Genomic DNA, 23,329 nt, shown 5'->3' with positions numbered 1-23,329 from the left:
TAGACGGATAGCAGATGCAAGTTAGCGATGATCAGGCACTGGTCGCGACGAAGACCTTCCTCGTGGCTATGCGCCGTGAGTGGGTTCGTCGGAACCCCGGCTGCGAATGCCCAGTGAAACCCCTGGATGAGTATTCCCTGGCCGATCGCCAGTCGCTGATCAGTTCTGTGAAAGCGGCGGTGCGCTCGACCTCGGAAGAGAACATGCGGCGCTTGCGTGAGCGCGCTGCGGAGAACGCCGCTCAGCAGTAGCATCCCGCATCGGGGTGCGATAGAACGACGAGATTGATCAGGCGGTACGCCAGGGCCCTAGGGAAGCGGGGCCCCACGTCGAGTAGGCTACTCGGCGTCCTCGGGCGGAGGCCCCGCTTGGTCAGTACGGAGGCACAGACGATGATGTGGCTAATACCACGCATACGCCTGTCGGTTACCGTCGAGAAAATTAAGGGCCGCAGCTTCCAACTCGCCCTTGAAATCTCGATAGGCTAGCCAAACGGAGCGAGGGGAAACCCTCGCTCCACTCCGAATAAGATAGCGCCAATTGGCGGGCTGTCAAAGGGCCAAGAATCTCAACATCTGCAGCGCGGGTTGCGGCGCACTGACGACCGCAAATAGAGGACCCACGAGCGCTTCGTAGGACTGGAGCTTGTGAAGCAGGCTCATCATCGGACTCTCTCCCGATTGACAATCAGTTTTGATTTATCCTACCACAGCCAAGCGACTTCCATAATGCTTTGTCGCATAACGAATTCGCAACACACGCACACATCAGGAGCGACTTATGTCTCCCGAGCAGATCGTGACCGTTCGGCAGCATTCACTGCGGCCAGGCTTCTATATTGTCGAAGGCGCTGACTGGGACGAGGTCTCCCGGCGCCCGTCGCTTGCCGCGGCCCAGGAGTGTCTCCGGCGCGGCGCTAGCCCGCAGTCTATCCTCACCATTCAGCACGAGAACGGCGGCCGCGTGTCTGCCCCGATCGCCAGCTATCTCGACCAGTAGGACACCCTATGCGCAGCACGATGAAGAAGATGCTCGACGCCCTGCCAATTCTAAATCCGGAGATAAACAAGTTAATCGGCTCGATCAGCCTTAGTCTGTCGGATGGAGGAGTCATCGCGACCGACAGCGTCATCCTCGATGGAACGTCCATCTACGCACGAGTTCGAGAGTCCTCCGACATCGTCTGGATCGACCAAGACGATCTGATCGGGATGAGAGTCGAGTTCAATGAGGCCGCCTGCAAGGCGTATGAAGTAGAGCCCACAATTCCCGCAATTCTAAACTGGGCAAAAACGACATGGTGACCGAGTCTTCTCTGGTCAGCTTCGGCTTTGCGTCAGGCGGCTATTGGTGCCGATGCGGCACCTGCGCCGAGCCGTTCGAGGGAGACAAGCGGGCCTTCCGTTGTAAACCGTGCGCCCAGAAGGCGAAGGTCGCGACGGAAAAGGCTGTCGAGCTGCAGGAGCTCGTCGCGTTCATGTACGTCGAGGCTGCCGGAGAGCGGGTGATCTCCCAAGGCCACGCCCTGAAAGCCTTCAACTTCTTCGTCCGGAATATCGAAGACATCTCCCATCTGCTGCCGAAAGCAACCCGCGCCTGATCGCGTAAGGTCAACGAAATCAAGACGTTAGTTCTGGAGAGAGAGAGAAATGCGCTCCGTCGAGCAGATGGTGCGGGCCCACACGCTCGCCGATGTTTCCGATTTGATGCTCGCTCTGGCACAGGGCGACGATCTGGTCGACATCAACACTCACCGCGTCACCGACCGGATTGAATTGGCCCGACTTTGCAATCGAGCCATGAAGTTCGCCGGATTTCCGCAAGCCTACGAGAAGGCAGCTCGTTCCTGCGGATGGTTGGTAGATGATGGCTTGTTCGTTCATCATCAGCAAGAAACAGCCGCTTCCGCGTCACCCACGGATGAAACCGGCTGGGAAGATCTTTGTTTGGAATACGGCATCGATCTAAACGATGCCGACACTTCGGAATGCTGGGTCGTCACCGACTGGTTGGCCTATCACCTGGAGCAGCGTGGCGAGCGGATCGACTTCGACTTTGGCGGCCTCACTCTATGGGCCCGCACCACCGGCGGCCGCCCCGTCTGGTGCGACCCGGTCATTCAGGACATCTTCGGGGCTCAGTTCGGAGCGCCGGCGATCAACAAGCACACCGAGCTCCTCGCGCATCCGGCTAGCATTCCTGACGACCTGCCGCTGATCGCGGACTCCGCGGCGCAGGTTGCGTGTCGGACGTTGGTGAACACCTACTGCAACGACCCGGAAGACGTGGACTGGAGCGACGTGCAGACGGCCCTACAGGCAGCGCTTCGAGCCTTCGGCTTGCCCAGCGATTACCCTGACCAGGCACACGCCCTGCACACGTTCGGCAACCCTGGGGAGACCCGCTGATGTTCGTGCGCATCACCGAGGAAGAGGCGGCGCTGATCGCCTTCGTGCCCGCGCTCGCGTCCGTCACCGAACGCTACAAAGCCACCGCAAGCGAGGCGGCCGCCGCCGAAAGCGAAATCGCGATTGCGCGAGAGCGCTATGCCGATGACGATCTGGAAATCGATGATGATCCGATCGTCTCCAATGCCGAAAACGGCGTGTGGGTCAGTGCCTGGGTGTGGGTGCCGAGCGAGACCTTCGTCTGCGAGTGCTGCAACGGCGAATGGACGCTTGATGAACGGGCCGACAGCGGCCTTTGCAAGGAATGCGAGCGAACGCAGGCCGCCGAGGAAGAGAACGAGGATCTCTGCCGCACCTGCGGCGCCCAATACGAGGACGGCGGCGACGGCTTCGATGGCGAATGCCCGAGCTGCGCGGACAAGACCGATCAGAAACTCCACCCTGAGAATTACGAGGACCAGGAATGATCACCGGCAAGACCCTCATCGAGTGGGGCTACCAGCCCGCATCGTGGTTCGGCGCCGCGCTCCACGACGCCAATGATGCGGAAGCGCACGGCGCCACCGAGGCGGAGATCCGGGCGATCATCGCCCAACACGTTCCGCCACCGGTCGAGCCGCGCGGCCTTCGAGCCGCTGGCGAGGTCGCGTTTCACCTCAACATCCATGCGGAAGGGGAGGGGGACGCGGACAACATCGCTGCCGTCTCCGCCACGATGCAGGAGCTCATGCGCGTACCGACGGTTGAAGCCGGCGCGGTGATGCCCGATGCCTGCCCGGCCGGCGTCATCCCGGTTGGCGGCGTGGTTGCGGTGAAGGGCGCCATTCATCCCGGCTTCCACTCAGCCGACATCTGCTGCTCAGTAGCTGTCGCCAATCTCGGCCGCGTCGACCCGAAGGAAGTGCTCGATCGGGCGATGACCGTGACCCACTTCGGCCCCGGCGGCCGTCAGCAGCGCGATCAGCACAAGCCCTCGGCCGAGGTGATGGACCGCTTCGAGCGTAATCGCTTCCTGCAGTGGCACCTGCAGCCCATGATCTCGCACTTCGCCACCCAGGGCGATGGCAACCACTTCCTCTACGTCGGCACGCTCCAGAGCACGGGCGATACGGTCGTCGTAACCCACCACGGCTCGCGCGGTCCCGGCGCCAGGCTCTACAAGGCCGGTATGCAGGACGCAGAACGCTTTCGCGAGAAGCTGGCGCCCGAGGTGCCCAAGGCTGCGGCCTGGATCCCCTTCGATACGAAGGAGGGCCAGGACTATTGGGAAGCGCTGCAGGCGATCAAGGACTGGACCCGCGAGAGCCACTTCAAGATCCACCAGCTCATCGGCTTCCCGATCAACGACTGGTTCTGGAACGAGCACAATTTCATCTTCCAGCGCGGCGACACCTTCTTCCATGCGAAGGGCGCGACCCCGGGCTGGGCGGAGTACGATCGGACCATCGTTCCGCTGAACATGGCGGAGCCGATCCTCATCACCCGCGGAACGGACGCAGCCAACGGCCTCGGCTTCCTTCCGCATGGGGCGGGGCGCAACATGAGCCGGACCCAGTTCCTCAAGGAGTCCGCGCCGGCGGCCTGGCCCGAGCATATTGACGTCAGGTCCTTCTGCGGGACGCCGGACTTCTCGGAGCACCCCAATGCTTACAAGAGCGCGGCGACGGTGCGGTCGCAGATCGCCCACTACGGGCTCGCCGAGATCGTCGACGAGATCCTCCCCTATGGCTCGATCATGGCGGGTGATCAGCCCCAGCCCTGGAGGAAGAAGTAATGGGTCGCTATGCCGATCGCCTCACCGCCGTCTCCGGCACCCCGAAACGTCCACGTCCGGACTGAAGCTGGACAAGGGCCTCTTTCGCGGGTCGTGCAATCGCACGGCCTGCCAACGCCCCGGCGCGACCTGGTTCAACATCTCCACGCGCGCCTACTACTGCCGAGACTGCGCCCACGACATAAATCGCGCCTGTACGCAGTTCAGGGAAGAGATCATCTGCTTCGACAAATCGAGCGAAGCGATCGGAACAGCGTCGTGAACGCGCAGAGACGCGCACTGAGCGACGGAAACGCTTTTCACGTCACGTTGTAGCGCTCGCAAAAAGCGCGTCTCTGTGAGCTTCTAAAGCTCTGTCGCGATAAAGTCGGCCGCAGCGTCACGATCCGGCGGCCGGAAGACCTTCAGCGCCTTGGAACCGCAGTCGCCGCACTTCAGCAGACGCGAGACATGCACCAGACTGACGTCCGGGTGCAATCTGGCAGACCGGGAGAGCAGGTACTCGGATTCCATGACCGCCTTATGGTGACAGTTCAGGCATTCCACGCAGATCGGAACGTCGGTGCTCTGGCACGCCCGGATGTTTTCAGGGATCATGTTCCATGTTTGTTCTAGTCCATGGCGAGAGTCAATTCTCCTGCTTGTGCCAGCCGACATCCTCACGCAGACGTGCGAGAGTTGAAGATCACGAGAGCAGAGAGGGACCATGAGCAAGGTTGAGATCGACGTCCATCACCTGGCTACTCTTCGCCGGGTTGCGGAAATCTTCGCTGAAGGTGCACCATCCGAGGAGCAGCGAACGATCCAAGCGGCACTCGAGGCGGCGCGCGAAGCTCTGCGACCTTTCGAGAACGCCGGACAGGTGCCGGTGAGCGAAACCGACGAAGAGGCGCAATGGGTCATTGGGTACGCCGGTCAGAAGCTCCTCATTCATCGGCAATTCGGCCCTGGAGGTAGATGGGGCGGCTACTATCTCGAAGATAATGAGACACTCGGTTCTCAGGAAGCTGAGGAGCTGGCGCGAAGGTTCAAGTTCACCCTCGGTGGTGGGAAGTCGCCGTTTTGAAGTTCAACCTGGTCGCGCCCTGTAAGGATTGCCCGTTCCGTCGGGACGTTCAGGGCTATCTACATCCGGAGCGCGCCCAGGACATCCTGGACAGCATCGTGCGCCAAGACGCTAGCTTCACCTGCCACAAGACGATCAGCGGCGATCGGTGGGATGAGGAGCTGCAGGTCGAGGAGGAGAACTGGGACGACACCTATCGCCCCTATGAGCCCGGCCCGGACGATCAGTTCTGCGCCGGTGCCCTCATCATGCTGGAGAAGCTCGGTAACCCCAATCGGCTTCCTCGGCTGGCGAATTTCCTCGGTTTGTGGCATTCAGAACAAATGCGGAACCGAGACCAGGTCTTCGAGAGTGAGGCTGAGATGGTCGCGCACATGAAGGAGGGAACAGGGTGAGCCACAGACCAGGTTTCAAGCATCCGATCAACGTGCGGATCCTCAAGTCGCGCCCCGATCGCCTGGTCGACGAGGAAGAGCTCCTCATCTCCGGCGACAACGAGCGCGAGGTCTGTCTGCGCGCCGAGGAAGCCTACTGCAGCCTCATGGAGCACCACCAGAACGTGGCGGTGGAGGTGCGATGCCGAACGCTCGACGTGCAGAACCGCGTCCAGGAATACATGAACTTCGTCACCAGCGCCGAAATTCGCGAGCGCTTCATCAGCGTCCATGAGGAAGGTCGATGATCACACCTGAGAGCCAGGGAAGCTGGAAGCAGGGCGGACATACCTTCGAGATCGTCAAGGATGACGAGCGCCGCTACCGGAAGATGGACGCGCTCGCGACCTCTCGGAAGTTTCGCCTCTTCTGCGATGGGAAGGCTCCGCCGCGGGAATGGTTTCACAGCATGAAAGCGGCCGTCGACTACGTTCAGACCTTTGTGCGCGAGCTGAATGGACTCCCACCCAAGGAGATCGTTCCAGGCGTGTCGGTTAAGATCGAGCAGGCAGAGAGAGCGTTGGAGAGAGACTTCGCCGCGGTGCGCCGTAGGCTTAATCTCAAGATCGAGCCCGAGCGCGTCGAGCCCACGCCGGAGCTCCTGGCAAACAAGGAATGGGGAGTATTTTGATGACGCCTTTCTACAACCCTGGCGCTCGAGTGCGCACGATCTCAAGCTCCGTCCACTGTGAAGAGTGCAAGAACCTGCCAAATTGGACAAAGCTTACCGTTAGAGAGCGCTTGCCACTTGTTGACGGCCAGCACCATTATACGTTCGAGGAAATTGCTGAGACGCTCCCGCATAGCTGCATCGAGTCCCGCTTGCCCGGCTACACTCCGGAAGGAGTCTCCGACGGCACCGACGAAGATGAAGACCCAGAGATGCATTTTGGTATGAGATGAGCGAGCAATCGCGCGCTCGCTCCCTGCTAAATGAAATAGGAGAGCAACTTTGGCTTTGTCGGGCGGTGATGAATTGAAGGTGGAAGATGATCCCTCCCGTAAACATCACTTCGTTCCCGAGTTCTACCTTAAGGGCTGGAACGCACCTAATCGGAGGCTTGTCCAATACCAGCGTGTCTACAGCGGAGTGGTCAATTCTCAGTATAGGTCTCCAGGTGGAACGGGCTACAAGGAACTCGGCTACAGTTCGCTAGACGGTTCAGCTCCCAGCCTAGAGAAGCGTTTCTTCGAGCCAGTGGACACCGCGGCGTCAGAGGCGCTCGACTTTCTGTTACGAGCTCCCGCACCTTCTATACTTCCAGATCGGCTAAGGCTTGCCTGGTCCAAGTTCATTATGACGATGATCTTTCGTCACCCTGCCGATCTCGAAAACTTTCGAAGAACAATCAAAGAGGACTGGCACAATCTCACTCCTGAGATGAGAGCTAGATACGAGCTCAGTCGGACGCCGGATCAACCGACGAGTGCGGATGAGTTCTGGGATTCAAGGAAGGATGCGTGGTCCGAGCGAGCTACTTTCCAAACCTACGAAAGTCTGGTGTCGAACCAAAAGGTCATCACAACAATCAAAGCGATGAAATGGGTCTCTCTGGAGCTTCGACACAATTATCATTTCGTAACATCTGATCGGCCAGTTGTTTACACCGTTGTCTTGGTTAATCCGGATAGTTACTTGCTGATGCCAATCAGCCCAACAAGACTGTTCGTAGCTTATCGACACGAAATGACACTGGAGCGCCTTCGGCAACTTCCAAGCTGGAGACTTGCCCGAACGATGAATCTGGACGTGATCGGGCAAGCTGAGCAGTTCGGGTACGCATCTGATCGGGAGCAGGATGAACTCATGAAAGAGCATCTTGGCACCGCAAAAGCGAAAACGTTAGCTCTTTACCTTGAGGAGAGGCGAAAGATCGACCGAACTCGCAAAGGCATTTAGACCCGTTTATAGCGAGATTTAGCTATAAACGCCTAAGATCCGCTCTTCTGCTCCTCGATGACAGCGGAGACCGCCAGGATCGCGTTCTCCAGCTCAGCCACCTTCTTCACGTCCGTATGAGAGGGCAGGGCGTCAATCTTCGCCATGGCAAGCACCAGGCGCCGCTGTTCGTCCTTCAGTCTCTTCAACAGCCTCTGCAGATCGATCATCCAATATCCTTCACTAAGTTCACCCAGTCGAGTTGAGGCAATTGCCATAGCTATCGTAGGCTGCCTCAGCAATGGGCCAAGCTGGGTGGGTGGAGACAATGATCAGCGAAGATATGTTCATCGGCGCAATGATTGAGCGGCAGAACGGCGATAGGGACTTCAACACGGCCGTCGCTCAAATCCACAAGGCCAATGCTGAGATCGAGAAGGCAAATCGGTATATTCGTGAGCAGGCTCAGACCATCAATCAACTCCGCTCCGAGCTTGAGAGCACAAAGGCGAGAGCCGATCGCCTTCAGTTGCACTTTGATGTCGAGCAGGCACACACGGCTGGCCTCACCGCCGAGATCGACAAGCTGAACGAGATGTACGGAGACAGCGTGCTATTTACGGACAGCGGCCAGAGATTCCGGGACGGCACCAAGAAAGCGAAGCTGCACCTGATATACGAGAAGGCTTTCGACGCGAAGGGCCGCGGCCTCGGTATGAGCGACCCCACTAAGTACCGGAAGAGCTGAGACCGGTTCGACATCAGCCATCATTGACCCACGCTCTAGTCCACCGAACACAGGTACTGGTCCATCAGGCCACGGCCGAGGGCAGGTCTCAAACCCTCAGGCCGCCTGAAACATTTCCCATCAGACGACTAATTACGTCTTGATGGCTATGTATATGAAATGTTGGTGCTATGTTTCAGCTAAGTTACAGCCGAAACCCATAGCACCCGTTGCAACATCATCAAAAGCCCAGAACTCCGCGATTTCCCAAATCCAAATGTTTCAAGAAAGGGAACATTCGAGCGAAACGCATCTGAGCCCGGAAAATAGCATCGAAAACGATCGCTCCCGGAAGAGACTGACAGCTTCTGCCTAAGAGAGACAGAGAGCGCGACCATCTCCGGAAGAGTGAGAAAACCAACGAATGCCCAAAGCCGCGTCTTCTAATAATATATATACGTAAGTATCTACTTATTGAGCGCGAGGGCTTGGGCATCACCATACCCAAAGAGGTAGAGACTCTCCGGAATGCGCACCAGAGACCCCAAGAGAGAGTGACCGCGTATAGAGGGACAGAGGTGTGCCCGTGTGTGGGGAATAGATGCGTGAGGGTGTGGATCTAGAGGAGGGACCGGCGACGTCCTCTTTGAAAGCCTCATCCTCGAAAATCCGCCTTCTCCCTCGTGACAGCCTCGTTCGATCAGCTATAAACGATCTTGTTCAGCGAACGACGCTCACCGAGCAGCTTCGCCGGACACTCTGTGTTTGCGCGGCCTCGACACCCGCGCTTCAACTCTCAAGGCGCTCTTCGGAGCGCCTTTTCTTTTGGCGGCATTTCTCCATGGTTCGCCGCTCAGCCGGAAATTAGGTACGGACGCATGTCCCGGTAGAGGCGGGACCTGGTACGGACTTTCCGCGCTTCCACGGGCGTCCTCACTATGGCGATCCACACGCGCCACGCCCCATGAACCTCTATGGCGAAAGCCTCATCGGCATGGCGCCCCATGGATTGTCCTCATTCCAGGATTCCCGGAATAGCCTCGAGACCATGGAGAGCCATGATCTGCCTCGGGGTGCCATGGAGGTCCTCATCCACACTTCCGAGGAAAGCCATCATCCGGCGTGGAGATCCTCACCAAGGTGAACCATGGGACTTCAAGTCATACCATGGTCGGGCGGCGCAGGTGATTGCTTATATATAGAGTACGTGCGCGCGTGTGTACACCATGGCGCGAAATAAGAAAGAAAACGTCCCACTACGTTCCAGTAGTACCCCTAGCCTCAATCAGTAAATTGATACTTGTCAGCGACGCAAACGAGCGCTGAGCAACGCAGAGGACTAGAATACTATGACACGTCGCAAGAAAAACATCGCATCCGCCACCGTCGCCGCCTTGAGCGACGCCGAACTCATCAACGCGGTCTCCGAGATCGTTGCCGAGGGTCAGCCCGTCGTCGAGACGATCGCCGAAGACGCGATGGAGATCATCGCTCCGGAGAGCGCCGACACCGCTGCGCCCCAGGACGAACCTGCTACCATCGAGCTCTCGGCTGAGGAAGTCGCCGAAGCGACCCTGGAGACCGAGGCCCAACCGGAAGCCGCTCCGGAGAGCGACGAGCCCGTCTCCGAGAAGGACCTGGAAGCAGCGGTCCTCCACCTCGAGGCCATCGAGGTCCAGGAACCCGAGGCCATCCACGAGGTCCAGGAGGAGCAGGCCGAGGGCAACAACGAGCCGGAGACCTTCGACGCCATGCTCGACGCCGTCGACGAGGAAGAGGTCGACACCATGCTGCACGCCATCGGCAAGGAGATCGACGAGCGCGCCGACTTCGAGAAGTGGAAGAACGAGGACAACGCCAACATTCAGCGCACCCTCAAGTCGGCCCGGCAGAAGATGGTCCGCCCCGGTGTCGCCAGGGTCCTCCTCGCCGCCAACATCGACCCCGCCTTCATGAACGGGTCGCGCCATGACGGGTCCCGCTACAACGTCTACGCCATCGGCAAGTTCGCCGACATCGCCTCCATGCTCGGAGGTGGGGCGCTGACCAACGCCATCAACATCGCCTGCATGAAGTCGCTCTTCCGCTTCCGGGCCGCGGGCCTCGACTTCACCGGTGAGCTCGCCAAGGCTGCAGCCTCCGACAAGGTCCGCGTGGAAGCGGCGCTCAGGAAGCACCTGGTCTCGCACACGGTCTCCGCCTCGACCGCGCCCACGCAAGCCTCCTCGACCATGCAGGCCCTGCAGACGATCGGCGCCGTCTCGGTCCAGGGCTCGACCCGCAACCCCGTCTACCGCGTGACCGATACCCCGGTCGCCCGGAAGATCGAGGAGCTCCTCGCAGCGTAACGAAAGGAGGGATGGAGAAGGGACGCTTCGGCGTCCCTTTTTCGCGGCACGAGGATCCCATGGAGCTGCCGCGCCAGGCGGAAACCAGGTACGGTCGCGTGCGCGGTTAGGTACGGCTTGGGTCAGTGGGACCCGAGGAACGACGTTCCTCCATGGCTCTGCCGCGACTCAGGGGCCCCAGGGCGGGTTCCATGGCGTCCCGAGGGCATCGGTGGGGCTCCAAGGCACAAACGCGCTCCACGGGGCTCCCAGGAGCTCCATGGGAAGCCACTTGCGATCCCACCAGGTGCCAACCGCATCCCGTCTCGAGCTGCGCGACACTCTGACAGTCAACACTGACTGGACGGAGATAGCAGATGAAGAAGTTCCTCAACACCGCCGACCTGATGCTTTGGCGCTATGTGAACTCCGATCTGTTCGCCTGCACCGTGCTCTTCCTGACGTTCGTCATCGTCCTCGCGAGCGTCCGCTGATGAGCGCGCGGACCTCCATCATCGTTCGCCTGGAGCGCGACCCCAGGAAGCTCTTCCGGTGGCAGCTTCGGGTTCAGACCTGGAGCGACGAGTTCGGCGCCTATGTGCGCCACATCGCCCATGAGCAACGCTCCATGATGCTCTCGGAGGCGACGCTGATCGCCAAGACCTATCGCAAGTACCACCGACGGTTCGGGCGCATCCCCGATCTGAGCCCCTGGGGCTACTGAGGTCCACGCACCATAGGCCGGTCTGGTCTCTCGAGGCCAGGCCAGGTCTTTTCTCCGCAGGCCGCCATGGTCCGTGAAACTCAGGCCGTGGCGCTCCATGGATGACCATGGCGCCGGCGATCGCCGTCTCCCGCGGCCATGACCTCCCAAGCGTCTCCGGAGCGCGCACGCGCCATCCGCTCCCGCCCGCATCCCAGAAGCGGACGCGCGACAGTGACGATGTCGAAAACGACACGAACACGGAGCAAGCAAATGTCGTCCCGCATCACTCTCGTCGCCCCCTCTGTCATCACCCGCGCCGCTGACTACATCGAGTTCATGGACAGCTCGTTTGAGATCGTCTTCGGCGTGCGCCAGACGGCGGAGCAGGAGCTGCTCTGCGATCGGGCTCGCGATCAGTGGGCGAAGCTCTGGGTTCGCTTCGAGCGTGCTTGCCCCGAGGGCATCACGATGCAGGACGTGCGGGAGCAAGCGCGTAGGCTCATCTCGGAGCGCAAGCGCGAACGGGTCGCCATTCTTCGCCGCCGCTCCAAGACGCAGCGCGCCAACGACGCCGCTGCAGCGCTCGCCATCGAGATGGGATTGAACGTCGCGATCTGACGCGACAGGGGAGGGGTGCTACGGCGCCCCTTCTCTTCGGAGCGCGTCTACGGGGCTCCATGGTGCCGGTTGCTCCCCGGTGCCCCATGGGGCTCTCAGGGACACATATTCGCCACGGTCTCGCCAGCTTCTCGCCATGAGCACGCATGGGTTGGATTTCATGGCCCGGGAAGGGCGAAATCTCCGGGCGGCGCGGATTTTAGGTACGGCTTGGGTCAGTGGGATCCGCGGAACGGCGCCATGGAGAGCCATGGCATAAACCGCGGGCCGGACATGGGGCGCCTCGGGGCGCCGTGGGCAGGAGGGCTGGGGTGTTGTGGCGGAAGAGCCACTGGGGTCCGCGGTCTGGCGCGGTGCCGATCGGGGCTGGGATGTGGCGCCTGGGCCACTGTGGCTTTTGCGCCGTTTCGGTCAGCTCGTGTCATCCGTTCGCTTCATCGTTCGCTCCTCTCAATCTCTGAAAACACAATTGCATTTTGCGCTATCTCTGTCAACGCACTATCTCACATATTTATGCATCACAGCTATGCGTTCTTGTGCTTGACCCGTTCTGTCAAAGCTCTATTCTGCATCTTGTCGATAACGACACATAACAAACACAGAGAGAACACCATGTCCGACGTCACTGCCTACCGCGCTTCGCTCATCGCCGCTTTCGACGCTCGCGCTACTTACGAAAGCGCTAAGAATAGCGAAAACACGTCGATGCAAAACACGCTCGCGACGATGAAAAAGAGCGTCGATCACGACGCAATCGCAAGCATCATGCTCGCTGCAAACGTCGATGCTACTTTCATCAATCGCGCAGAACGTAGCAATGCACGCTTCAACGTGTATGCCTCTGAAAAAGTCATCAACGTTGCTCGCGCTTGCGCAAGCGCAGCGCAGCTTAATCACTACACGCGCGCTATTCTTCTGACTGCGCAAGCATTTCAGAACGCAGAACTTCGCATGACACACAAAGACGCTATCAGCGCGTGCTCTATGTCTTGCAAGAGCGATGCAAAGCGCGAAAAGATCATTGTTAAGTACATGAAACACGTCGCTGCTAATACTGCTTCAACGCAGTCGTCATCTTCAATCAATGCGCTGCAAATGTTCGATGTGCTTCGCGAAACGCGCGACGAAAGCAATGCGATCTGCTACACGCTCAACACAGAAAGCGACGTGACGAAAGCGCTGCTTGCGAAGCTGCAATAAACGATCACAGAGCGACACAGAGAGCGTTTCTAGCGCTCTCTGCTACGCTCGTAGCTCATTCGCTAAATCGCTGTCAGTGAGCTTCTAAAAGCGTTCTAGAGCGTGTGACTTTCGAGTCACATGCGAGCGCGTTGCGAGTGGGATTGGTGGTGTGCTTGCGCGTGACTTCCCCGCCACAGGGGTCGATGTCCTAGAAAAATTTTGCGTGTGCCAGGGGGATGCCTTCTGGCTCGCCTCTCTTCCGGTGACCTATCCTTGGCGCCCGCAGGAACCCGCGGTTCCTAGCCTTGGCTCACCCAACATCCCGCAACATTCCCGACATCTCCGGCGCTCAGGAGCTCGTTCGCTCAATTTGAATATTCGGAACCACCTGATCGCAGCTCGCGCGGAGATGACTCGCAATGAAGTCAGTCGTAATGCAAACCTGTCGGTATGAGGGCTTGGCACAAAACGATTGCATTGCGGGGAATCACCTTTTGCTCGTGGGTTCTTCCCATGACGATCCCGACCCTGCCGCCTTGGATCGGCTGGCCGCTTTTGACCGTCGGGGGAATAGTGTCCATCTATGGAGCTTTCGGGTGGATGCTTATTGCGTGCTGGAAATGGCTTTTTCCCCTATCTCCCTTAGGATGGGCTGAAGGGAAGACCCGGTTCCGCATTTGGGAAGCTGCCTGCTACATCGAAGGGATTGCTCTCGGAGATTATGAGAAGAGCGACAAAGCTAAAGGGCTTTGCACGGACCTTGCGTATTATACAGGACGCGGGTTGCTGCGTCTGGCAAACGAGACGGATTCCCAGCGCAATATGCGAGCTATTGGAATGAGCGAATCGGTCCTTGTTGACAAGGACTCGATCCTTGATCGTGAAAGCGTCCTTCAATTGAAGGATAAAAGCCTGCGCACTTGGCTTCCCGCAATTGACAAGGCCAGCAAGGAAGCAGGCTTTTAGCTCAAGCAGACGAACTCTGCCCCGATAACGGTCATACTCTGAACGACAACACGGCTATGCTTCTCCTGTGGGCGCCCTGTCGCAGAAATGCGGCTCGTTCTCTTGCACGCCACAGCACCTAAGCTGAGGTAGCAAAATTCGCGTCTGGCTCTTCTAATTCAAGTTCCAGTTCCGCAATCGCCGGAAGCAAATCGCTGTGCTCTTCGATGCGAAGCATCCGAATGTCGGAAACGGCCTTCCCGAACCAAGGATACCGTTTCTGCATCGCCTGCACTGCCATGACGCATGTGACCGGCGTCACGGTATCGTTGCCGAAATAAACGCTTCCTTGCTGCCGATGAAAACCGAATCGCTCCAAAACTCGGCGCACGGACTCATAAGCGTTGTTAGGAGAATTACCTGGATAGTGCGCAGCTAGCGCCTCCTGATCCATGTCGAATGCGATTGCGTACATTCTCCCTGCCTTTCCCTCCGAAGAGGTCTTCCAGATGGAGTTGTGCCCGATGGAAGGTCTTTGTCTTTCCGGCCTGGACGTGGATGACGCTGGCCGCCGCAGCGCTGCACTCCGCATTGGGATGCCCTCTCGAATGTCGTCCAATGTGAACTATAGCTGATTTGCCGATTAGCAAATCAACAATTCGGGTTGCCACTACACGGGCATCCACCCATTGAGATCGTCACCAAGACCCCCGCATCATCACTCCCCTGGGAACTTCCCGTGCTTCTCCACCCAGCCCTTGTAGGCGGCCTCGAGAAGCTCCTTCATTGACATGCCCCAGGCGGTCGCCGTCAACTTGAAGTCGCGATGCAGATCCGGCGAGACCTTGAAGTTGAGATCCTTCAGCTCCTCAGGTGACTTCGACAGGTTGTCGGGCGTGAAAGTCGGCGTCGGCGCCGAGACCATCAGACGCTGCCTGGGTGCCCTTGGGGGCTTGGGAACATTGCTCGCCATCGTCATTCACCCGTCAATTCCGTCGCGCGGGCGACGATTTCACCTGCAAGCGCCTCGGCGCGCTCGTTGAGCGTGGGAAAGCCCGTCTCCGAGACGGCTCGGCCGCTGTTCTGGGCGATCTGGTAGCCGGTCTTCATCGGCAGGTCGTTCTTGGCGACCTTGTAGCCGGCGTCGGAGAGATACCGGTGTGCATCCGCGATCGCGACCTGGCTGTCGGCCGTTTTGTTGATCACGAACATGATCTTCTTGGCGTCGATACCGCGGGCGCGGAGCTCGTGGGCGAAGAGGACCTGGGGCTTCATGTCGTCCAGGGAGACGCCGGAGGGCAGCACGATGAGATCCGCCTCCTTGGCGATCTCGAGGGTTGTGGGCTCGGAATCCGGGCGCCCGTCGAACACCATCAGATCGTAGTCCTGCTTGAGGGCCGTCTTGACGGAGTTGAAGGCTTCCGCGGCGATCTCCGGGGTGACACCCTGCTCCAGGCGGAGGGCGACCCAGTCGACGCTGGTTTTCTGCTTGGGATTGAAGTCCGCGATCTTCACGCGCCACTCCGCGGCGGCATAGGTGCGGGCGATCAGGCGGGAGAGTGTCGATTTTCCGACGCCGCCTTTCTGCGAAAGACAGGCGATGCTGAGAGATACAGGCATGATGTGGCGGCTCGCGCGTTTTCGCTAAAACGCCACATCGTTAACTAACGTTCGGTTAAAGGGCCAGCCCGGGTCAGTACGTGTCCACGGGAAGGTCGACCATCTTCCACTTCTTGCGGGCGACATCGAACAGGTTGTGGTTGCCATAATCGTGCATCACGGCCCGTCGCTTATAGGTGCCCCAGTTGTTGATGTGGGTATCTGCCAGCAGGCTGGGGATGCGGGCAGGGCGCTTCGCGATCGGGCCGGTTCGCTTCTGAACCAGGACCGAGCCGTTCGCAGAAATCGCCACGCAAGGCGCGAACCACTTGGAAAGCTCCGGATCGTCCTTGAACTCATCCCAGATCGCCCATTCGTGGATGTTGCAGAACTGCTTACTGTCCTTGGTCTCCAGCTTGATGACGAGGCTCGGGTCCAGCGCATGGGCGTAGACCTCCCGATGCCAGCCATGACCCAGCTTCTCACCGACGAAGAGGTTGTTGAGGTCGAGCTGAACGGAGACCGGAATATCCTGCAGGATCGACATCAGGAGCTTTCAACCATCCGCAGCGCCAGCTCATGAATTTTCGCCGCCAGATCGAGCCTGGCTTCCTCGGCGGGCAGCCCGCGGGCCAGCGCGTCGTTCTCGATGGTGAAGTTGACAGCCTCGCGTGAGTACCAGTCGAAGTCGTAGGGTGAAGGCGGCGCGAGCGGATTGCTGATCTCGATCACCACGCCGCCCTGAGCCCGGAAGAACTCGCCCTGCAGCTTACGAACGGACCCGAAGGAGAAGCTGCCCTCGGCCGGCAGCCCGCGGGTCGCCATGAAGGGCATGATGTGCTCTCCGAACATCCCTTCCAGCTTGTTGCCGAGTTCGCCCAGGATCTCCCGGTTCTGCCAGGTGCCGCCGAGGATATCGGTGTAGCGGGCCTTGCCCTCCTGCGTCTGCACGTCTTCCCAGGAGAGACCCAGGTGACGCACGGCGAAGTGCCGGAGCGCGAAGCCATCATCCACCGGCTGCACGCCGTACTGCTCTTTCAGGATGCGTTGCGCTTCGGACTTGCCCGAGCGAGGATTGCCGCAGATGCCAATCAAACGCGGGAGCTGCATGTCTTTGTCTTTCATAAGTCAATATTTATTGATGATCACGGACGAGCAGAAACGCCCCGCGATCAGCGGAGCGTCAGATCAGTGAAAACGGAGTCGGTCTTCCTCGGGCGGCGGGTCGCCGACGAAGCGCAGCCGCTCCTGAGCCGCTTTCAGCCGCCGGCGCAGATCGGCGTTCTCACGGCCGAGCCTGTCGTTCTCGCGGGCCAGATGCTCGCTGTTGAGCTTGGAGGCGCCGTCGCGCTCGAAGACATGGACCGGATTGGGTTTGTTGCGTGTCATCTGACGGGACATAGCGAGGTCACGCAGCCTTCTTCATGCTTTTGAAGATCGACCAATCGAAATCGATCACGACGTTCTCAGCAAAGCCCGGCGTTGAATCCACGACGGCCCGGCGCTGACGAGTGTGATCGCGCAGGGTGATGTTGACGTTGCTGGAATAGTCCGCGATGAACGCCACATTCGGGAACGGCGGCTTCTTGGAGCGAAGTCCGCGGCCGATGCGCTGACGAAGGGCGACCTCTGCCTTTCCGCCGCCAGCGAGCTGCACCAGGCCCACCGCCGGAACGTCGACACCGACATCGAGGATGGTGGTGCCGATCAGAACGTCGATCTTGCCGCTGCCGAGTTTCTTTAGCGCCGCCTTTCGAGCGTCCTGATCGTTCTCGCCCTGGATGAACTCGACCCTCAGGCCCTTTTCCTGCATCGCCTTCTTCAGCGTGAGCCCGTGCTGCTTGCGCTGGATCAGCGTCATCACCGGGAGCCCGTGCTGTGCCGCCAGGATCACATCGTTGATGATGTCCTCGTGCATGAAGGTGTTCTCGGTGTAGCCGAGCTGATAGGCGCGCTGCCAAGGCGAAGTCTTGCGCAGCTTTGGATGCGGCCGCGAGTCCACGAACTTGAAGTAGGGCCGGGCGAGAATGCCGCGTTTGATCAGCGTGTCCTCGCTCACCTTGATTAGGATGGGTCCGAACGCCGCCATCAGCCGCATGTTGTCTTCGGCGTCGTCGCGCATGAACGGCGTGGCAGTCAGAGCGACCCGGATGTTGGCGTTCTTGCAGTGGCGCAGGATCTCGAAATAGCTGTTGCCGCCGGCCTCGTGCGCTTCCTCGCCGATGACGACCTCGACCATCTCCAGGAACTTGATGGTGCGGGCGCGCGTGATCTGCTTTTCACGGAAGCGCTGCTGGGCAAGCTCCAGAATCTGATCCTTGGTGGCCTTGATCTCCTTGAGGTTCACCTCCTCGATGACCTTGCGCACCTCGGCGTCGAGATCCGGCTCCTGCAGCCGGGCAACCAGCGTCTGCACCATTCCGACGTTGGCGCCCTTCACCGGCGACCAGACGCCATCGCCCACAACACCGACATTGAAGCCGGTGGACTCGAAGCCTTCCTTCATCTGGTACATGAGAACGCCGCGGGTGGTCAGAAACAGCGTCATGCGCCGATAGCGGGCGACGAGCAGCTTGGCGATCTTGGATTTGCCGCCACCGGTCGCGATCTGCACGATCCCGCGGCCGTGACGCTCGACCTGGCGCAAAGCCTTGAGCTGGTAGTCGTAGCGGGGATCGTCGTTGCCGAACTCGTCGACGATCGGGTTCTCCGGCCCGAGCGGTGCCGGTGCGGGTTTGCGCACCAGGTTCACCTTGTGGCCGCGGCGCGTCAGCTCGGAATGCACCAGATGGACGAAGCCCGCCGGGAAGCTTGCCGTGCGGTGTGAGAAGAACGAGGAGCGACCATCCCAGGTGCCGCTCTGGAAGCCACTCATGAACTCCTTGCCCTCCACCTGATAGGACAGAAGCTCGGAAACGATGTCCTTCACCTCCTTCTCAGGATTGATGAGCTTGGCGACAGTGGCGTTCGCGGCGATGGTCACATGATAAGTCATTATTGATTTCCGCTTGCCAGCCTGAGGATCTATGATAAGTAAGCGCTGACTTATCATAGGAAAGCCAGGTGGCTGAAGCCCTTTCTCTCGATCCCGCCCTTTTGCGGGCCAATGACTGGAACACGAACTTCGTCTCGCCGGAGAACGAGACCAAGCTCGACGAGGCGATCAAGCGCTTCGGCTTCTTCAAGCCGATCATCGTGCGTGAGGTAGGGGACGATTACGAGATTCTGGGCGGCGAGCATCGCTGGGAGTCGGCGCAGCGCCTCGGTCTGAAGGAAGTCCCGGTCATGAACCTGGGACCGATCGATGACCAGAAGGCCAAGGAGATCTCGCTCGCCGACAATGCTCGCTACGGCGCGGACGACACGCTGTCTTTGGCAGACCTTCTGAAGGATATCGGCACGGCTGACGACCTTCAACAGTTCCTTCCCTACACCGACGCAGACATCACTTCGATCTTCTCAAGCGTAGACATAGCGCTGGACGAGCTTGAGTTAGACGAAAACTTCGACAAGTCAGCCGAAATCGAAGAGCCGCCAGCGGCAAAGGCACCCAAAACGCACACGGTGATGCGCTTCAAGGTGTCGATCGGCGATTCCGAGCGCCTCACTGCGCTGATCGCCCAGACCCAGAAGCGCTTCGGCTACACCTCTTCCGACGATCTCACCAATGCCGGCGACGCGCTGATCCACCTCGTGATGGGCGCGGAAGGTCTCGAGGAGACCGACGAGGCATGAATACCCGGTTCAAGCCGAAGTTTGAGGATTGCCGGGACTGCCGTTTCTACTCGCCTTCGCGCCCCTCGCCCCTCTGCGTGCGCTGCGGCGCCGGCGAATTCTTCGAGGAGCGGATCGACGACGATCTGCCCGACGAGCGCGAGCTCATGACCTACCTCTCCAGGATGGAAGACAATGACGACGAGTGACAAGATCTCGGTCGAGCTGTTGCCGCTCGAAAGCCTGAAGCCCTACGCCGGAAACGCCAAGATCCATTCCCCCGAGCAGGTCGAGAAGCTCGCCAAGGCCATTCAGGGTCTCGGCTGGTCGCAGCCGATCGTCGTCGACCGGGACTATGTGATCATCGCCGGTCACGGGCGTCGCCTTGCCGCGCTGAAGCTGGGCCTGAAGAAGGTCCCGGTGGTTGTTCGCAACGACCTCAGCAAGGAACAGGCGAATGCCCTGCGCCTGGCCGACAACCGCGTCGCCTCCACCGACTACGACATGAAGCTGATCAATGACGAGCTTTCCGAGCTCCTCAAGAACGGCTTCGACATGGATCTGACGGGCTTCGATCTCAAGGAGATCGAGTTCGCGGCCGACGATATCGGCGATCTCGATCTCGGCGCGTTCGTGGATGACATCAGCGCCGCGGTGGAGACCCAGAAGACCGAAAACGCCAAGAAGGTCGGCGAGATCGACGAGAGCGCGGCACCCATCGGCGACGCCTTCGGCTTCAAGCGCGTGACGATCCTCCAGTCCCGGCGCATCCGGGCTTTCATGACCAAGCTTGAGGCGGAAACGGGCAAGAAGGGGGCTGACGCCTTCCTCGAGCACCTCAACTCCGCAGGCTACATCTAAAGTCAGGACTGACTCATGACGGACTCGCCAGAGACTGCGGAGGATCGGAAGGTTCTGAGCATCGCGACCCGCGATGTGTACGTGCCTCCGCCGCCCGTTCACGAACCAGACCCCGCTCGGCCCGATATAGCGACCCAGGATGCACTCGCCCGCTTGAAGGAGCGCGTCGACACAGGGGAGCTACAGGGCTTCGCAGCGGTGGTCTGGAATGCCCGGGACCGCGGCTTCGTCCACTATCTCGTGCTTCCGCCTGATCCGGAGGTCGGCCCGCTGCGCATGGTGGGAGACCTCGAACTTCTGAAGTCCGATCTGCTGCTGCTCGCCGACGGGGTCGATCCGAGCCAGCCGCCGGAAGGCTTTGACGATCCCGACCTGGATTGGGTGGACTGATGACCTACACGATCAATCGCAAGTTCACCTCGTCGGTGGAGCGGACACCGCGCGTCCTGGAGATCGCCGAAGGCTTCGGCCTGGGCCTCTCCGACAAGGAATTCGTGGTCTACGACAACCTGGCGCTCGACGTGCGCGCCGACGATGTCGTCTACATCACCGGGCAGTCGGGCTCGGGCAAGTCGCTGCTCCTCAAGGACCTCAGCGCCCAGATGCGGGCCGCCGGGCTCAAGGTCGCGGATCTGAACGAAATCGAGCTGGAGGATCGTCCGGTGATCGAGCTCGTGGGCCGTACCACGACCGAAGCCGCCGATCTTCTCGCCAAGGCCGGCATTTCCGACGCCTGGATCTACATCCGCAAGCCATCTGAGCTCTCCGACGGTCAGCGCTACCGCCTGAAGCTTGCCAAGGTCATGGAATCCGGCGCCGACGTCTGGATCGCCGACGAATTTGGCGCCGTGCTCGACCGCGTCACCGCGAAGGTCATCGCCTTCAACGTCCAGAAGGTCGCTCGCGCGCAGGGCAAGACCCTGATGGTCGCCACAACCCACACCGATCTCAAGGACGAACTGGGACCGGACCTCACCATCACCAAGCGCTTCCGCGAGCGCGTCGACGTGGAGACGAAATGAGCCGCCCCTGCATCATCATGGATATCGACGGCACCCTGTCGAACGCTGAGCACCGCGTGCATCTCCTGGGCGGCCGCACGAACTCCGCCATCGACCAGGCGCCCGACTGGGAAGCCTTCCTGGCCGCGGCCGCCGACGACACGGTCAACGAGGAGATCAAGCTCCTCAACAACGCGATGTCAGCCCATGTGCCGGTGTTCATCTGCACCGGGCGCAAGGACGACCAGTTGGAGATGACCTCCGCCTGGCTGAAGAAGTTCGGCATCACCTACAATTTCCTGCTCATGCGTGACCGCCGCGATCGGCGGCCCGACACGGAGATCAAGAAGGAGATGCTCGATCAGATCCGGGAAACCGGGTTTGAGCCGCTCTTCGCCGTGGAAGATCGCAAGTCGGTGACGGCGATGTGGCGCGAGAACGGTGTCCGCTGCCTGCAGGTATGCGAGGGCGACTACTGATGCCCGCGGTTACCTCCTGCGGACGCTACATCCTGAACGTGCTGGTTTCCATCGACCAGCTCGCCAACACGCTCGCCGGCGGCTACCCGGACGAGACGATCTCCTCGCGCTCCGCCAAAGCCTGGCTCACCGGAAAACGCTGGGGCTGCGTCATGTGCCGCTGCCTGGATTTCCTGGACAAGGATCATTGCCGGCGCGTGATCGAGCTCAACGAGGGCGACAGCGTTTCCGGCTCGCTGGATGCGATTGCCGGCATCTTCTCGTGGGGTGATCTGAAAGGCTGGATTCGCGGTCTCGTCTTGGCGGCGATTGCGCTGGCCGCGTTCGCGCTCGTGCTGGTGCTGTCGTGACAGAAACGCTTCAGGAGCTCACCAGCGAGCATTTCGATTCGGGTGCTACGACGACACTCATCGAGCGTGTGGATGCGCCCAGAGCGCATTTCTCGCTGCTTGACGACATGATTGTCGAGCGGGGTGACAAGAGCGACTGGAATCTGCTGCACGATCTTCACTACAAGGCGGAGAACCTGCCGATCGGGCCGCGTTTCTGGAAGCTGACGCTCTACGGCGAGACGATCGGCGTCCTGGTGACGGCGAACCCGAAGGGCCTGCTGAAGGAGCGACACATCGCTTTCCCGAAGCTGAAGCCCGACGGCAACGACACGCGCTTCACCAACACCCGGCGCTACAACTTCATCAACGGAAATTTCCGCGTCATCTCGCGCTTCGTGGTCGACACGATGTACCGCGGCATCGGCTGCGGCTACCGGATGATGAATCTCGTCTCGCGGATGGAGGGGAACACCTACATGGAGATCCAGTCCTCCATGTCGAAGTTCAACCTCTTCGGCCAGAAGGCCGGCTTCTCATTCGTGCGGCCGCTGAATGCCGCCAAGTACGAGCAGGGGCTGAAGTTCTTCCGGGCCCATTTTGAGGCGAGCCCGCAGGATTTCGAGGCGATCCTGGCGGAACTGGAAGCGAAGCCGGAGATCGAGCGCGAGCTGCTGCTGCAGAAGTGCAAGGACTTCTACTATCGCCACTCGGCGCTGGAGAAGACCGGCAACAACCGCGACAAGGGGCAGGGGCGCGTCGATGCCATGTCGGCTCGCACCGTCATCAAGTCCCTGCAGCAGATCGTGCTGGCTTCGCCCATGTACGGTGTCTGGAAGAACCCGGACGCGGGGCGCGACATTCCCGATCGTCTGCCGCTGACCGCCTTCGACAACCAGGCGCCGAACGCGCCCTTCCTGTTCACTGGAGGTTTCATCCCCGGCGACGCGTCCGTGCCGAGGATCCTGCACTGATGGGCGCCTGGGGTGAATTCAACCGCACGCCGAAGCAGGAAGAGATCATGACGCTCGTCCTGACCGCCGCCCACGCCGGAGAGCATCTGAGTCTGGCAGAGCTCAAGGAAAAGCTCTCCTACGGCGCCGAGGTGACCAAGCAGGCGGTGCAGTGCTCCATCCGGTTCCTCGTGAAGTGGAACATGGTGGAGAAGGAATACCGTTCCGGGAAGCTGTTCATCAAGCCAACGCTGCTGGCTTACAAGCATTTCCGGAAAGACGAAACCAATATAGAAGCATAGGACGTGGTGATGACCAAAGCCGCGC

Annotated in this window: 36 protein-coding genes; 27 read left to right on the top strand and 9 right to left on the bottom strand. The window is 60.0% G+C overall.

Annotated features, from left to right (window positions below):
• The first annotated feature begins 14 nt into the window (after window positions 1–14).
• The 7 genes from BMY25_RS16350 (at window position 15) to BMY25_RS16315 (ending at window position 4,182) form a co-directional block, all read left to right on the top strand.
• The gene (locus BMY25_RS16350; protein ID WP_092498514.1) at window positions 15–251 is read left to right on the top strand and encodes a hypothetical protein; all 237 of its coding nucleotides are present in this window, start codon (window positions 15–17) and stop codon (window positions 249–251) included.
• 529 nt (window positions 252–780) lie between these two features.
• Window positions 781–999, top strand: a complete 219-nt coding sequence (locus BMY25_RS16340) for a hypothetical protein (RefSeq protein ID WP_092498510.1) — start codon at window positions 781–783, stop codon at window positions 997–999.
• A gap of 8 nt (window positions 1,000–1,007) precedes the next feature.
• On the top strand, window positions 1,008–1,304 hold the full coding sequence (locus tag BMY25_RS16335; RefSeq protein ID WP_092498508.1) for a hypothetical protein: 297 nt from the start codon (window positions 1,008–1,010) through the stop codon (window positions 1,302–1,304).
• Window positions 1,298–1,600, top strand: coding sequence for a hypothetical protein (locus BMY25_RS16330; RefSeq protein WP_092498506.1), 303 nt, complete (start codon window positions 1,298–1,300; stop codon window positions 1,598–1,600). Before BMY25_RS16335 ends, BMY25_RS16330 begins: the two co-directional genes overlap by 7 nt.
• 49 nt (window positions 1,601–1,649) lie before the next feature.
• Window positions 1,650–2,408, top strand: a complete 759-nt coding sequence (locus BMY25_RS16325) for a hypothetical protein (RefSeq protein WP_092498504.1) — start codon at window positions 1,650–1,652, stop codon at window positions 2,406–2,408.
• 5 nt (window positions 2,409–2,413) lie between these two features.
• Window positions 2,414–2,875 carry a hypothetical protein gene (locus tag BMY25_RS16320; protein WP_143062010.1) on the top strand — a complete coding sequence of 154 codons (462 nt, stop codon included), beginning with the start codon at window positions 2,414–2,416 and terminating at the stop codon, window positions 2,873–2,875.
• Window positions 2,872–4,182, top strand: coding sequence for an RtcB family protein (locus tag BMY25_RS16315; protein WP_092498500.1), 1,311 nt, complete (start codon window positions 2,872–2,874; stop codon window positions 4,180–4,182). Before BMY25_RS16320 ends, BMY25_RS16315 begins: the two co-directional genes overlap by 4 nt.
• A gap of 345 nt (window positions 4,183–4,527) precedes the next feature.
• Here the strand turns inward: BMY25_RS16315 and BMY25_RS16310 are convergent, their stop codons facing one another.
• Window positions 4,528–4,779: a hypothetical protein gene (locus BMY25_RS16310; protein ID WP_092498498.1), complete on the bottom strand. Its 252-nt coding sequence runs from the start codon at window positions 4,777–4,779 to the stop codon at window positions 4,528–4,530.
• 109 nt (window positions 4,780–4,888) lie between these two features.
• Here BMY25_RS16310 and BMY25_RS16305 point away from each other — a divergent pair, with 109 nt between their 5' ends.
• The 5 genes from BMY25_RS16305 (at window position 4,889) to BMY25_RS16280 (ending at window position 7,582) form a co-directional block, all read left to right on the top strand.
• Complete coding sequence (locus BMY25_RS16305; protein WP_092498496.1) at window positions 4,889–5,248, top strand: hypothetical protein; 360 nt, start codon at window positions 4,889–4,891, stop codon at window positions 5,246–5,248.
• Window positions 5,245–5,643, top strand: coding sequence for a hypothetical protein (locus BMY25_RS16300; protein WP_092498494.1), 399 nt, complete (start codon window positions 5,245–5,247; stop codon window positions 5,641–5,643). The genes BMY25_RS16305 and BMY25_RS16300 overlap by 4 nt, the downstream gene beginning before the upstream one ends.
• Window positions 5,640–5,930 carry a hypothetical protein gene (locus tag BMY25_RS16295; protein ID WP_092498492.1) on the top strand — a complete coding sequence of 97 codons (291 nt, stop codon included), beginning with the start codon at window positions 5,640–5,642 and terminating at the stop codon, window positions 5,928–5,930. The genes BMY25_RS16300 and BMY25_RS16295 overlap by 4 nt, the downstream gene beginning before the upstream one ends.
• Window positions 5,927–6,313, top strand: a complete 387-nt coding sequence (locus tag BMY25_RS16290) for a hypothetical protein (protein ID WP_092498490.1) — start codon at window positions 5,927–5,929, stop codon at window positions 6,311–6,313. Before BMY25_RS16295 ends, BMY25_RS16290 begins: the two co-directional genes overlap by 4 nt.
• 321 nt (window positions 6,314–6,634) lie before the next feature.
• Entirely contained in the window at window positions 6,635–7,582 is a 948-nt protein-coding gene (locus BMY25_RS16280) for a DUF4238 domain-containing protein (RefSeq protein ID WP_092498486.1), read from the top strand.
• Window positions 7,583–7,614: 32 nt separating this feature from the next.
• On the opposite strand, the gene BMY25_RS20885 is transcribed toward BMY25_RS16280, so the two are convergent.
• Window positions 7,615–7,791, bottom strand: a complete 177-nt coding sequence (locus BMY25_RS20885; RefSeq protein ID WP_177176901.1) for a hypothetical protein — start codon at window positions 7,789–7,791, stop codon at window positions 7,615–7,617.
• 98 nt (window positions 7,792–7,889) lie between these two features.
• Here BMY25_RS20885 and BMY25_RS16275 point away from each other — a divergent pair, with 98 nt between their 5' ends.
• The 6 genes from BMY25_RS16275 (at window position 7,890) to BMY25_RS16255 (ending at window position 14,087) form a co-directional block, all read left to right on the top strand.
• Entirely contained in the window at window positions 7,890–8,309 is a 420-nt protein-coding gene (locus BMY25_RS16275) for a hypothetical protein (protein WP_143062009.1), read from the top strand.
• A 1,328-nt stretch (window positions 8,310–9,637) separates the two neighbouring features.
• Window positions 9,638–10,636, top strand: a complete 999-nt coding sequence (locus tag BMY25_RS16270) for a hypothetical protein (RefSeq protein ID WP_092498482.1) — start codon at window positions 9,638–9,640, stop codon at window positions 10,634–10,636.
• A gap of 472 nt (window positions 10,637–11,108) precedes the next feature.
• Window positions 11,109–11,339 carry a hypothetical protein gene (locus tag BMY25_RS16265; RefSeq protein WP_092498480.1) on the top strand — a complete coding sequence of 77 codons (231 nt, stop codon included), beginning with the start codon at window positions 11,109–11,111 and terminating at the stop codon, window positions 11,337–11,339.
• 252 nt (window positions 11,340–11,591) lie between these two features.
• A complete protein-coding gene (locus tag BMY25_RS16260) occupies window positions 11,592–11,939 on the top strand; it encodes a hypothetical protein (RefSeq protein ID WP_092498478.1) in 348 nt (115 codons plus the stop codon).
• Window positions 11,940–12,551: 612 nt separating this feature from the next.
• Window positions 12,552–13,139 carry a hypothetical protein gene (locus BMY25_RS20510; RefSeq protein WP_143062008.1) on the top strand — a complete coding sequence of 196 codons (588 nt, stop codon included), beginning with the start codon at window positions 12,552–12,554 and terminating at the stop codon, window positions 13,137–13,139.
• A 495-nt stretch (window positions 13,140–13,634) separates the two neighbouring features.
• Window positions 13,635–14,087, top strand: a complete 453-nt coding sequence (locus BMY25_RS16255; protein WP_092498476.1) for a hypothetical protein — start codon at window positions 13,635–13,637, stop codon at window positions 14,085–14,087.
• 118 nt (window positions 14,088–14,205) lie between these two features.
• On the opposite strand, the gene BMY25_RS16250 is transcribed toward BMY25_RS16255, so the two are convergent.
• The 7 genes from BMY25_RS16250 to BMY25_RS16220 all read right to left on the bottom strand — a co-directional run bounded on the left by BMY25_RS16250 (window position 14,206) and on the right by BMY25_RS16220 (window position 18,660).
• Window positions 14,206–14,541, bottom strand: coding sequence for a virulence factor (locus BMY25_RS16250; protein ID WP_092498474.1), 336 nt, complete (start codon window positions 14,539–14,541; stop codon window positions 14,206–14,208).
• 243 nt (window positions 14,542–14,784) lie between these two features.
• Window positions 14,785–15,045, bottom strand: coding sequence for a hypothetical protein (locus tag BMY25_RS16245; RefSeq protein ID WP_143062007.1), 261 nt, complete (start codon window positions 15,043–15,045; stop codon window positions 14,785–14,787).
• A complete protein-coding gene (locus BMY25_RS16240) occupies window positions 15,042–15,686 on the bottom strand; it encodes a ParA family protein (protein WP_092498470.1) in 645 nt (214 codons plus the stop codon). Before BMY25_RS16240 ends, BMY25_RS16245 begins: the two co-directional genes overlap by 4 nt.
• A 73-nt stretch (window positions 15,687–15,759) precedes the next feature.
• Window positions 15,760–16,212, bottom strand: a complete 453-nt coding sequence (locus BMY25_RS16235; protein WP_092498468.1) for a hypothetical protein — start codon at window positions 16,210–16,212, stop codon at window positions 15,760–15,762.
• Entirely contained in the window at window positions 16,212–16,775 is a 564-nt protein-coding gene (locus tag BMY25_RS16230) for a hypothetical protein (protein WP_143062006.1), read from the bottom strand. The genes BMY25_RS16235 and BMY25_RS16230 overlap by 1 nt, the downstream gene beginning before the upstream one ends.
• Before the next feature lie 78 nt (window positions 16,776–16,853).
• Window positions 16,854–17,054, bottom strand: coding sequence for a hypothetical protein (locus tag BMY25_RS16225; protein WP_143062005.1), 201 nt, complete (start codon window positions 17,052–17,054; stop codon window positions 16,854–16,856).
• A gap of 19 nt (window positions 17,055–17,073) precedes the next feature.
• A complete protein-coding gene (locus tag BMY25_RS16220) occupies window positions 17,074–18,660 on the bottom strand; it encodes a DEAD/DEAH box helicase (RefSeq protein ID WP_092498462.1) in 1,587 nt (528 codons plus the stop codon).
• A 68-nt stretch (window positions 18,661–18,728) separates the two neighbouring features.
• On the opposite strand from BMY25_RS16220, the gene BMY25_RS16215 reads away from it, so the two are divergent.
• The 9 genes from BMY25_RS16215 (at window position 18,729) to BMY25_RS16175 (ending at window position 23,304) form a co-directional block, all read left to right on the top strand.
• Window positions 18,729–19,400, top strand: coding sequence for a ParB/RepB/Spo0J family partition protein (locus BMY25_RS16215; RefSeq protein ID WP_092498460.1), 672 nt, complete (start codon window positions 18,729–18,731; stop codon window positions 19,398–19,400).
• The gene (locus tag BMY25_RS16210; protein ID WP_092498458.1) at window positions 19,397–19,588 is read left to right on the top strand and encodes a hypothetical protein; all 192 of its coding nucleotides are present in this window, start codon (window positions 19,397–19,399) and stop codon (window positions 19,586–19,588) included. Before BMY25_RS16215 ends, BMY25_RS16210 begins: the two co-directional genes overlap by 4 nt.
• The gene (locus tag BMY25_RS16205; RefSeq protein ID WP_092498456.1) at window positions 19,575–20,240 is read left to right on the top strand and encodes a ParB/Srx family N-terminal domain-containing protein; all 666 of its coding nucleotides are present in this window, start codon (window positions 19,575–19,577) and stop codon (window positions 20,238–20,240) included. The genes BMY25_RS16210 and BMY25_RS16205 overlap by 14 nt, the downstream gene beginning before the upstream one ends.
• A gap of 153 nt (window positions 20,241–20,393) precedes the next feature.
• Window positions 20,394–20,630 (top strand): hypothetical protein, encoded by a 237-nt coding sequence (locus BMY25_RS20505; RefSeq protein ID WP_143062004.1) that lies wholly within the window; start codon window positions 20,394–20,396, stop codon window positions 20,628–20,630.
• Entirely contained in the window at window positions 20,630–21,262 is a 633-nt protein-coding gene (locus tag BMY25_RS16195) for an ATP-binding cassette domain-containing protein (protein ID WP_238858387.1), read from the top strand. The genes BMY25_RS20505 and BMY25_RS16195 overlap by 1 nt, the downstream gene beginning before the upstream one ends.
• Window positions 21,259–21,720: a phosphatase domain-containing protein gene (locus BMY25_RS16190; protein ID WP_092498452.1), complete on the top strand. Its 462-nt coding sequence runs from the start codon at window positions 21,259–21,261 to the stop codon at window positions 21,718–21,720. The genes BMY25_RS16195 and BMY25_RS16190 overlap by 4 nt, the downstream gene beginning before the upstream one ends.
• Window positions 21,720–22,070: a hypothetical protein gene (locus BMY25_RS20880; protein WP_177176900.1), complete on the top strand. Its 351-nt coding sequence runs from the start codon at window positions 21,720–21,722 to the stop codon at window positions 22,068–22,070. The genes BMY25_RS16190 and BMY25_RS20880 overlap by 1 nt, the downstream gene beginning before the upstream one ends.
• Complete coding sequence (locus tag BMY25_RS16180; RefSeq protein WP_092498450.1) at window positions 22,067–23,023, top strand: hypothetical protein; 957 nt, start codon at window positions 22,067–22,069, stop codon at window positions 23,021–23,023. Before BMY25_RS20880 ends, BMY25_RS16180 begins: the two co-directional genes overlap by 4 nt.
• On the top strand, window positions 23,023–23,304 hold the full coding sequence (locus tag BMY25_RS16175; RefSeq protein ID WP_092498448.1) for a hypothetical protein: 282 nt from the start codon (window positions 23,023–23,025) through the stop codon (window positions 23,302–23,304). The genes BMY25_RS16180 and BMY25_RS16175 overlap by 1 nt, the downstream gene beginning before the upstream one ends.
• Window positions 23,305–23,329: the final 25 nt, after the last annotated feature.

Source organism: Faunimonas pinastri (genome assembly GCF_900110915.1).
Classification (GTDB): domain Bacteria; phylum Pseudomonadota; class Alphaproteobacteria; order Rhizobiales; family Afifellaceae; genus Faunimonas; species Faunimonas pinastri.
This window is presented reverse-complemented; position numbering and strand designations above follow the sequence as displayed.

Coding starts and splice junctions, on each gene's coding strand:
- BMY25_RS16265 (WP_092498480.1), top strand. CDS start 11,109: ATGAGCGCGCGGACCTCCATCATCGTTCGCCTGGAGCGCGACCCCAGG.
- BMY25_RS16220 (WP_092498462.1), bottom strand. CDS start 18,660: ATGACTTATCATGTGACCATCGCCGCGAACGCCACTGTCGCCAAGCTC.
- BMY25_RS16325 (WP_092498504.1), top strand. CDS start 1,650: ATGCGCTCCGTCGAGCAGATGGTGCGGGCCCACACGCTCGCCGATGTT.
- BMY25_RS16310 (WP_092498498.1), bottom strand. CDS start 4,779: ATGATCCCTGAAAACATCCGGGCGTGCCAGAGCACCGACGTTCCGATC.
- BMY25_RS16230 (WP_143062006.1), bottom strand. CDS start 16,775: ATGCAGCTCCCGCGTTTGATTGGCATCTGCGGCAATCCTCGCTCGGGC.
- BMY25_RS16335 (WP_092498508.1), top strand. CDS start 1,008: ATGCGCAGCACGATGAAGAAGATGCTCGACGCCCTGCCAATTCTAAAT.
- BMY25_RS20885 (WP_177176901.1), bottom strand. CDS start 7,791: ATGATCGATCTGCAGAGGCTGTTGAAGAGACTGAAGGACGAACAGCGG.
- BMY25_RS20880 (WP_177176900.1), top strand. CDS start 21,720: ATGCCCGCGGTTACCTCCTGCGGACGCTACATCCTGAACGTGCTGGTT.
- BMY25_RS16315 (WP_092498500.1), top strand. CDS start 2,872: ATGATCACCGGCAAGACCCTCATCGAGTGGGGCTACCAGCCCGCATCG.
- BMY25_RS16260 (WP_092498478.1), top strand. CDS start 11,592: ATGTCGTCCCGCATCACTCTCGTCGCCCCCTCTGTCATCACCCGCGCC.
- BMY25_RS16270 (WP_092498482.1), top strand. CDS start 9,638: ATGACACGTCGCAAGAAAAACATCGCATCCGCCACCGTCGCCGCCTTG.
- BMY25_RS16340 (WP_092498510.1), top strand. CDS start 781: ATGTCTCCCGAGCAGATCGTGACCGTTCGGCAGCATTCACTGCGGCCA.
- BMY25_RS16240 (WP_092498470.1), bottom strand. CDS start 15,686: ATGCCTGTATCTCTCAGCATCGCCTGTCTTTCGCAGAAAGGCGGCGTC.
- BMY25_RS16225 (WP_143062005.1), bottom strand. CDS start 17,054: ATGACACGCAACAAACCCAATCCGGTCCATGTCTTCGAGCGCGACGGC.
- BMY25_RS16235 (WP_092498468.1), bottom strand. CDS start 16,212: ATGTCGATCCTGCAGGATATTCCGGTCTCCGTTCAGCTCGACCTCAAC.
- BMY25_RS16175 (WP_092498448.1), top strand. CDS start 23,023: ATGGGCGCCTGGGGTGAATTCAACCGCACGCCGAAGCAGGAAGAGATC.
- BMY25_RS16275 (WP_143062009.1), top strand. CDS start 7,890: ATGATCAGCGAAGATATGTTCATCGGCGCAATGATTGAGCGGCAGAAC.
- BMY25_RS16305 (WP_092498496.1), top strand. CDS start 4,889: ATGAGCAAGGTTGAGATCGACGTCCATCACCTGGCTACTCTTCGCCGG.
- BMY25_RS16205 (WP_092498456.1), top strand. CDS start 19,575: ATGACGACGAGTGACAAGATCTCGGTCGAGCTGTTGCCGCTCGAAAGC.
- BMY25_RS16255 (WP_092498476.1), top strand. CDS start 13,635: ATGACGATCCCGACCCTGCCGCCTTGGATCGGCTGGCCGCTTTTGACC.
- BMY25_RS16290 (WP_092498490.1), top strand. CDS start 5,927: ATGATCACACCTGAGAGCCAGGGAAGCTGGAAGCAGGGCGGACATACC.
- BMY25_RS16190 (WP_092498452.1), top strand. CDS start 21,259: ATGAGCCGCCCCTGCATCATCATGGATATCGACGGCACCCTGTCGAAC.
- BMY25_RS16330 (WP_092498506.1), top strand. CDS start 1,298: ATGGTGACCGAGTCTTCTCTGGTCAGCTTCGGCTTTGCGTCAGGCGGC.
- BMY25_RS20510 (WP_143062008.1), top strand. CDS start 12,552: ATGTCCGACGTCACTGCCTACCGCGCTTCGCTCATCGCCGCTTTCGAC.
- BMY25_RS16245 (WP_143062007.1), bottom strand. CDS start 15,045: ATGACGATGGCGAGCAATGTTCCCAAGCCCCCAAGGGCACCCAGGCAG.
- BMY25_RS16350 (WP_092498514.1), top strand. CDS start 15: ATGCAAGTTAGCGATGATCAGGCACTGGTCGCGACGAAGACCTTCCTC.
- BMY25_RS16195 (WP_238858387.1), top strand. CDS start 20,630: ATGACCTACACGATCAATCGCAAGTTCACCTCGTCGGTGGAGCGGACA.
- BMY25_RS16250 (WP_092498474.1), bottom strand. CDS start 14,541: ATGTACGCAATCGCATTCGACATGGATCAGGAGGCGCTAGCTGCGCAC.
- BMY25_RS16210 (WP_092498458.1), top strand. CDS start 19,397: ATGAATACCCGGTTCAAGCCGAAGTTTGAGGATTGCCGGGACTGCCGT.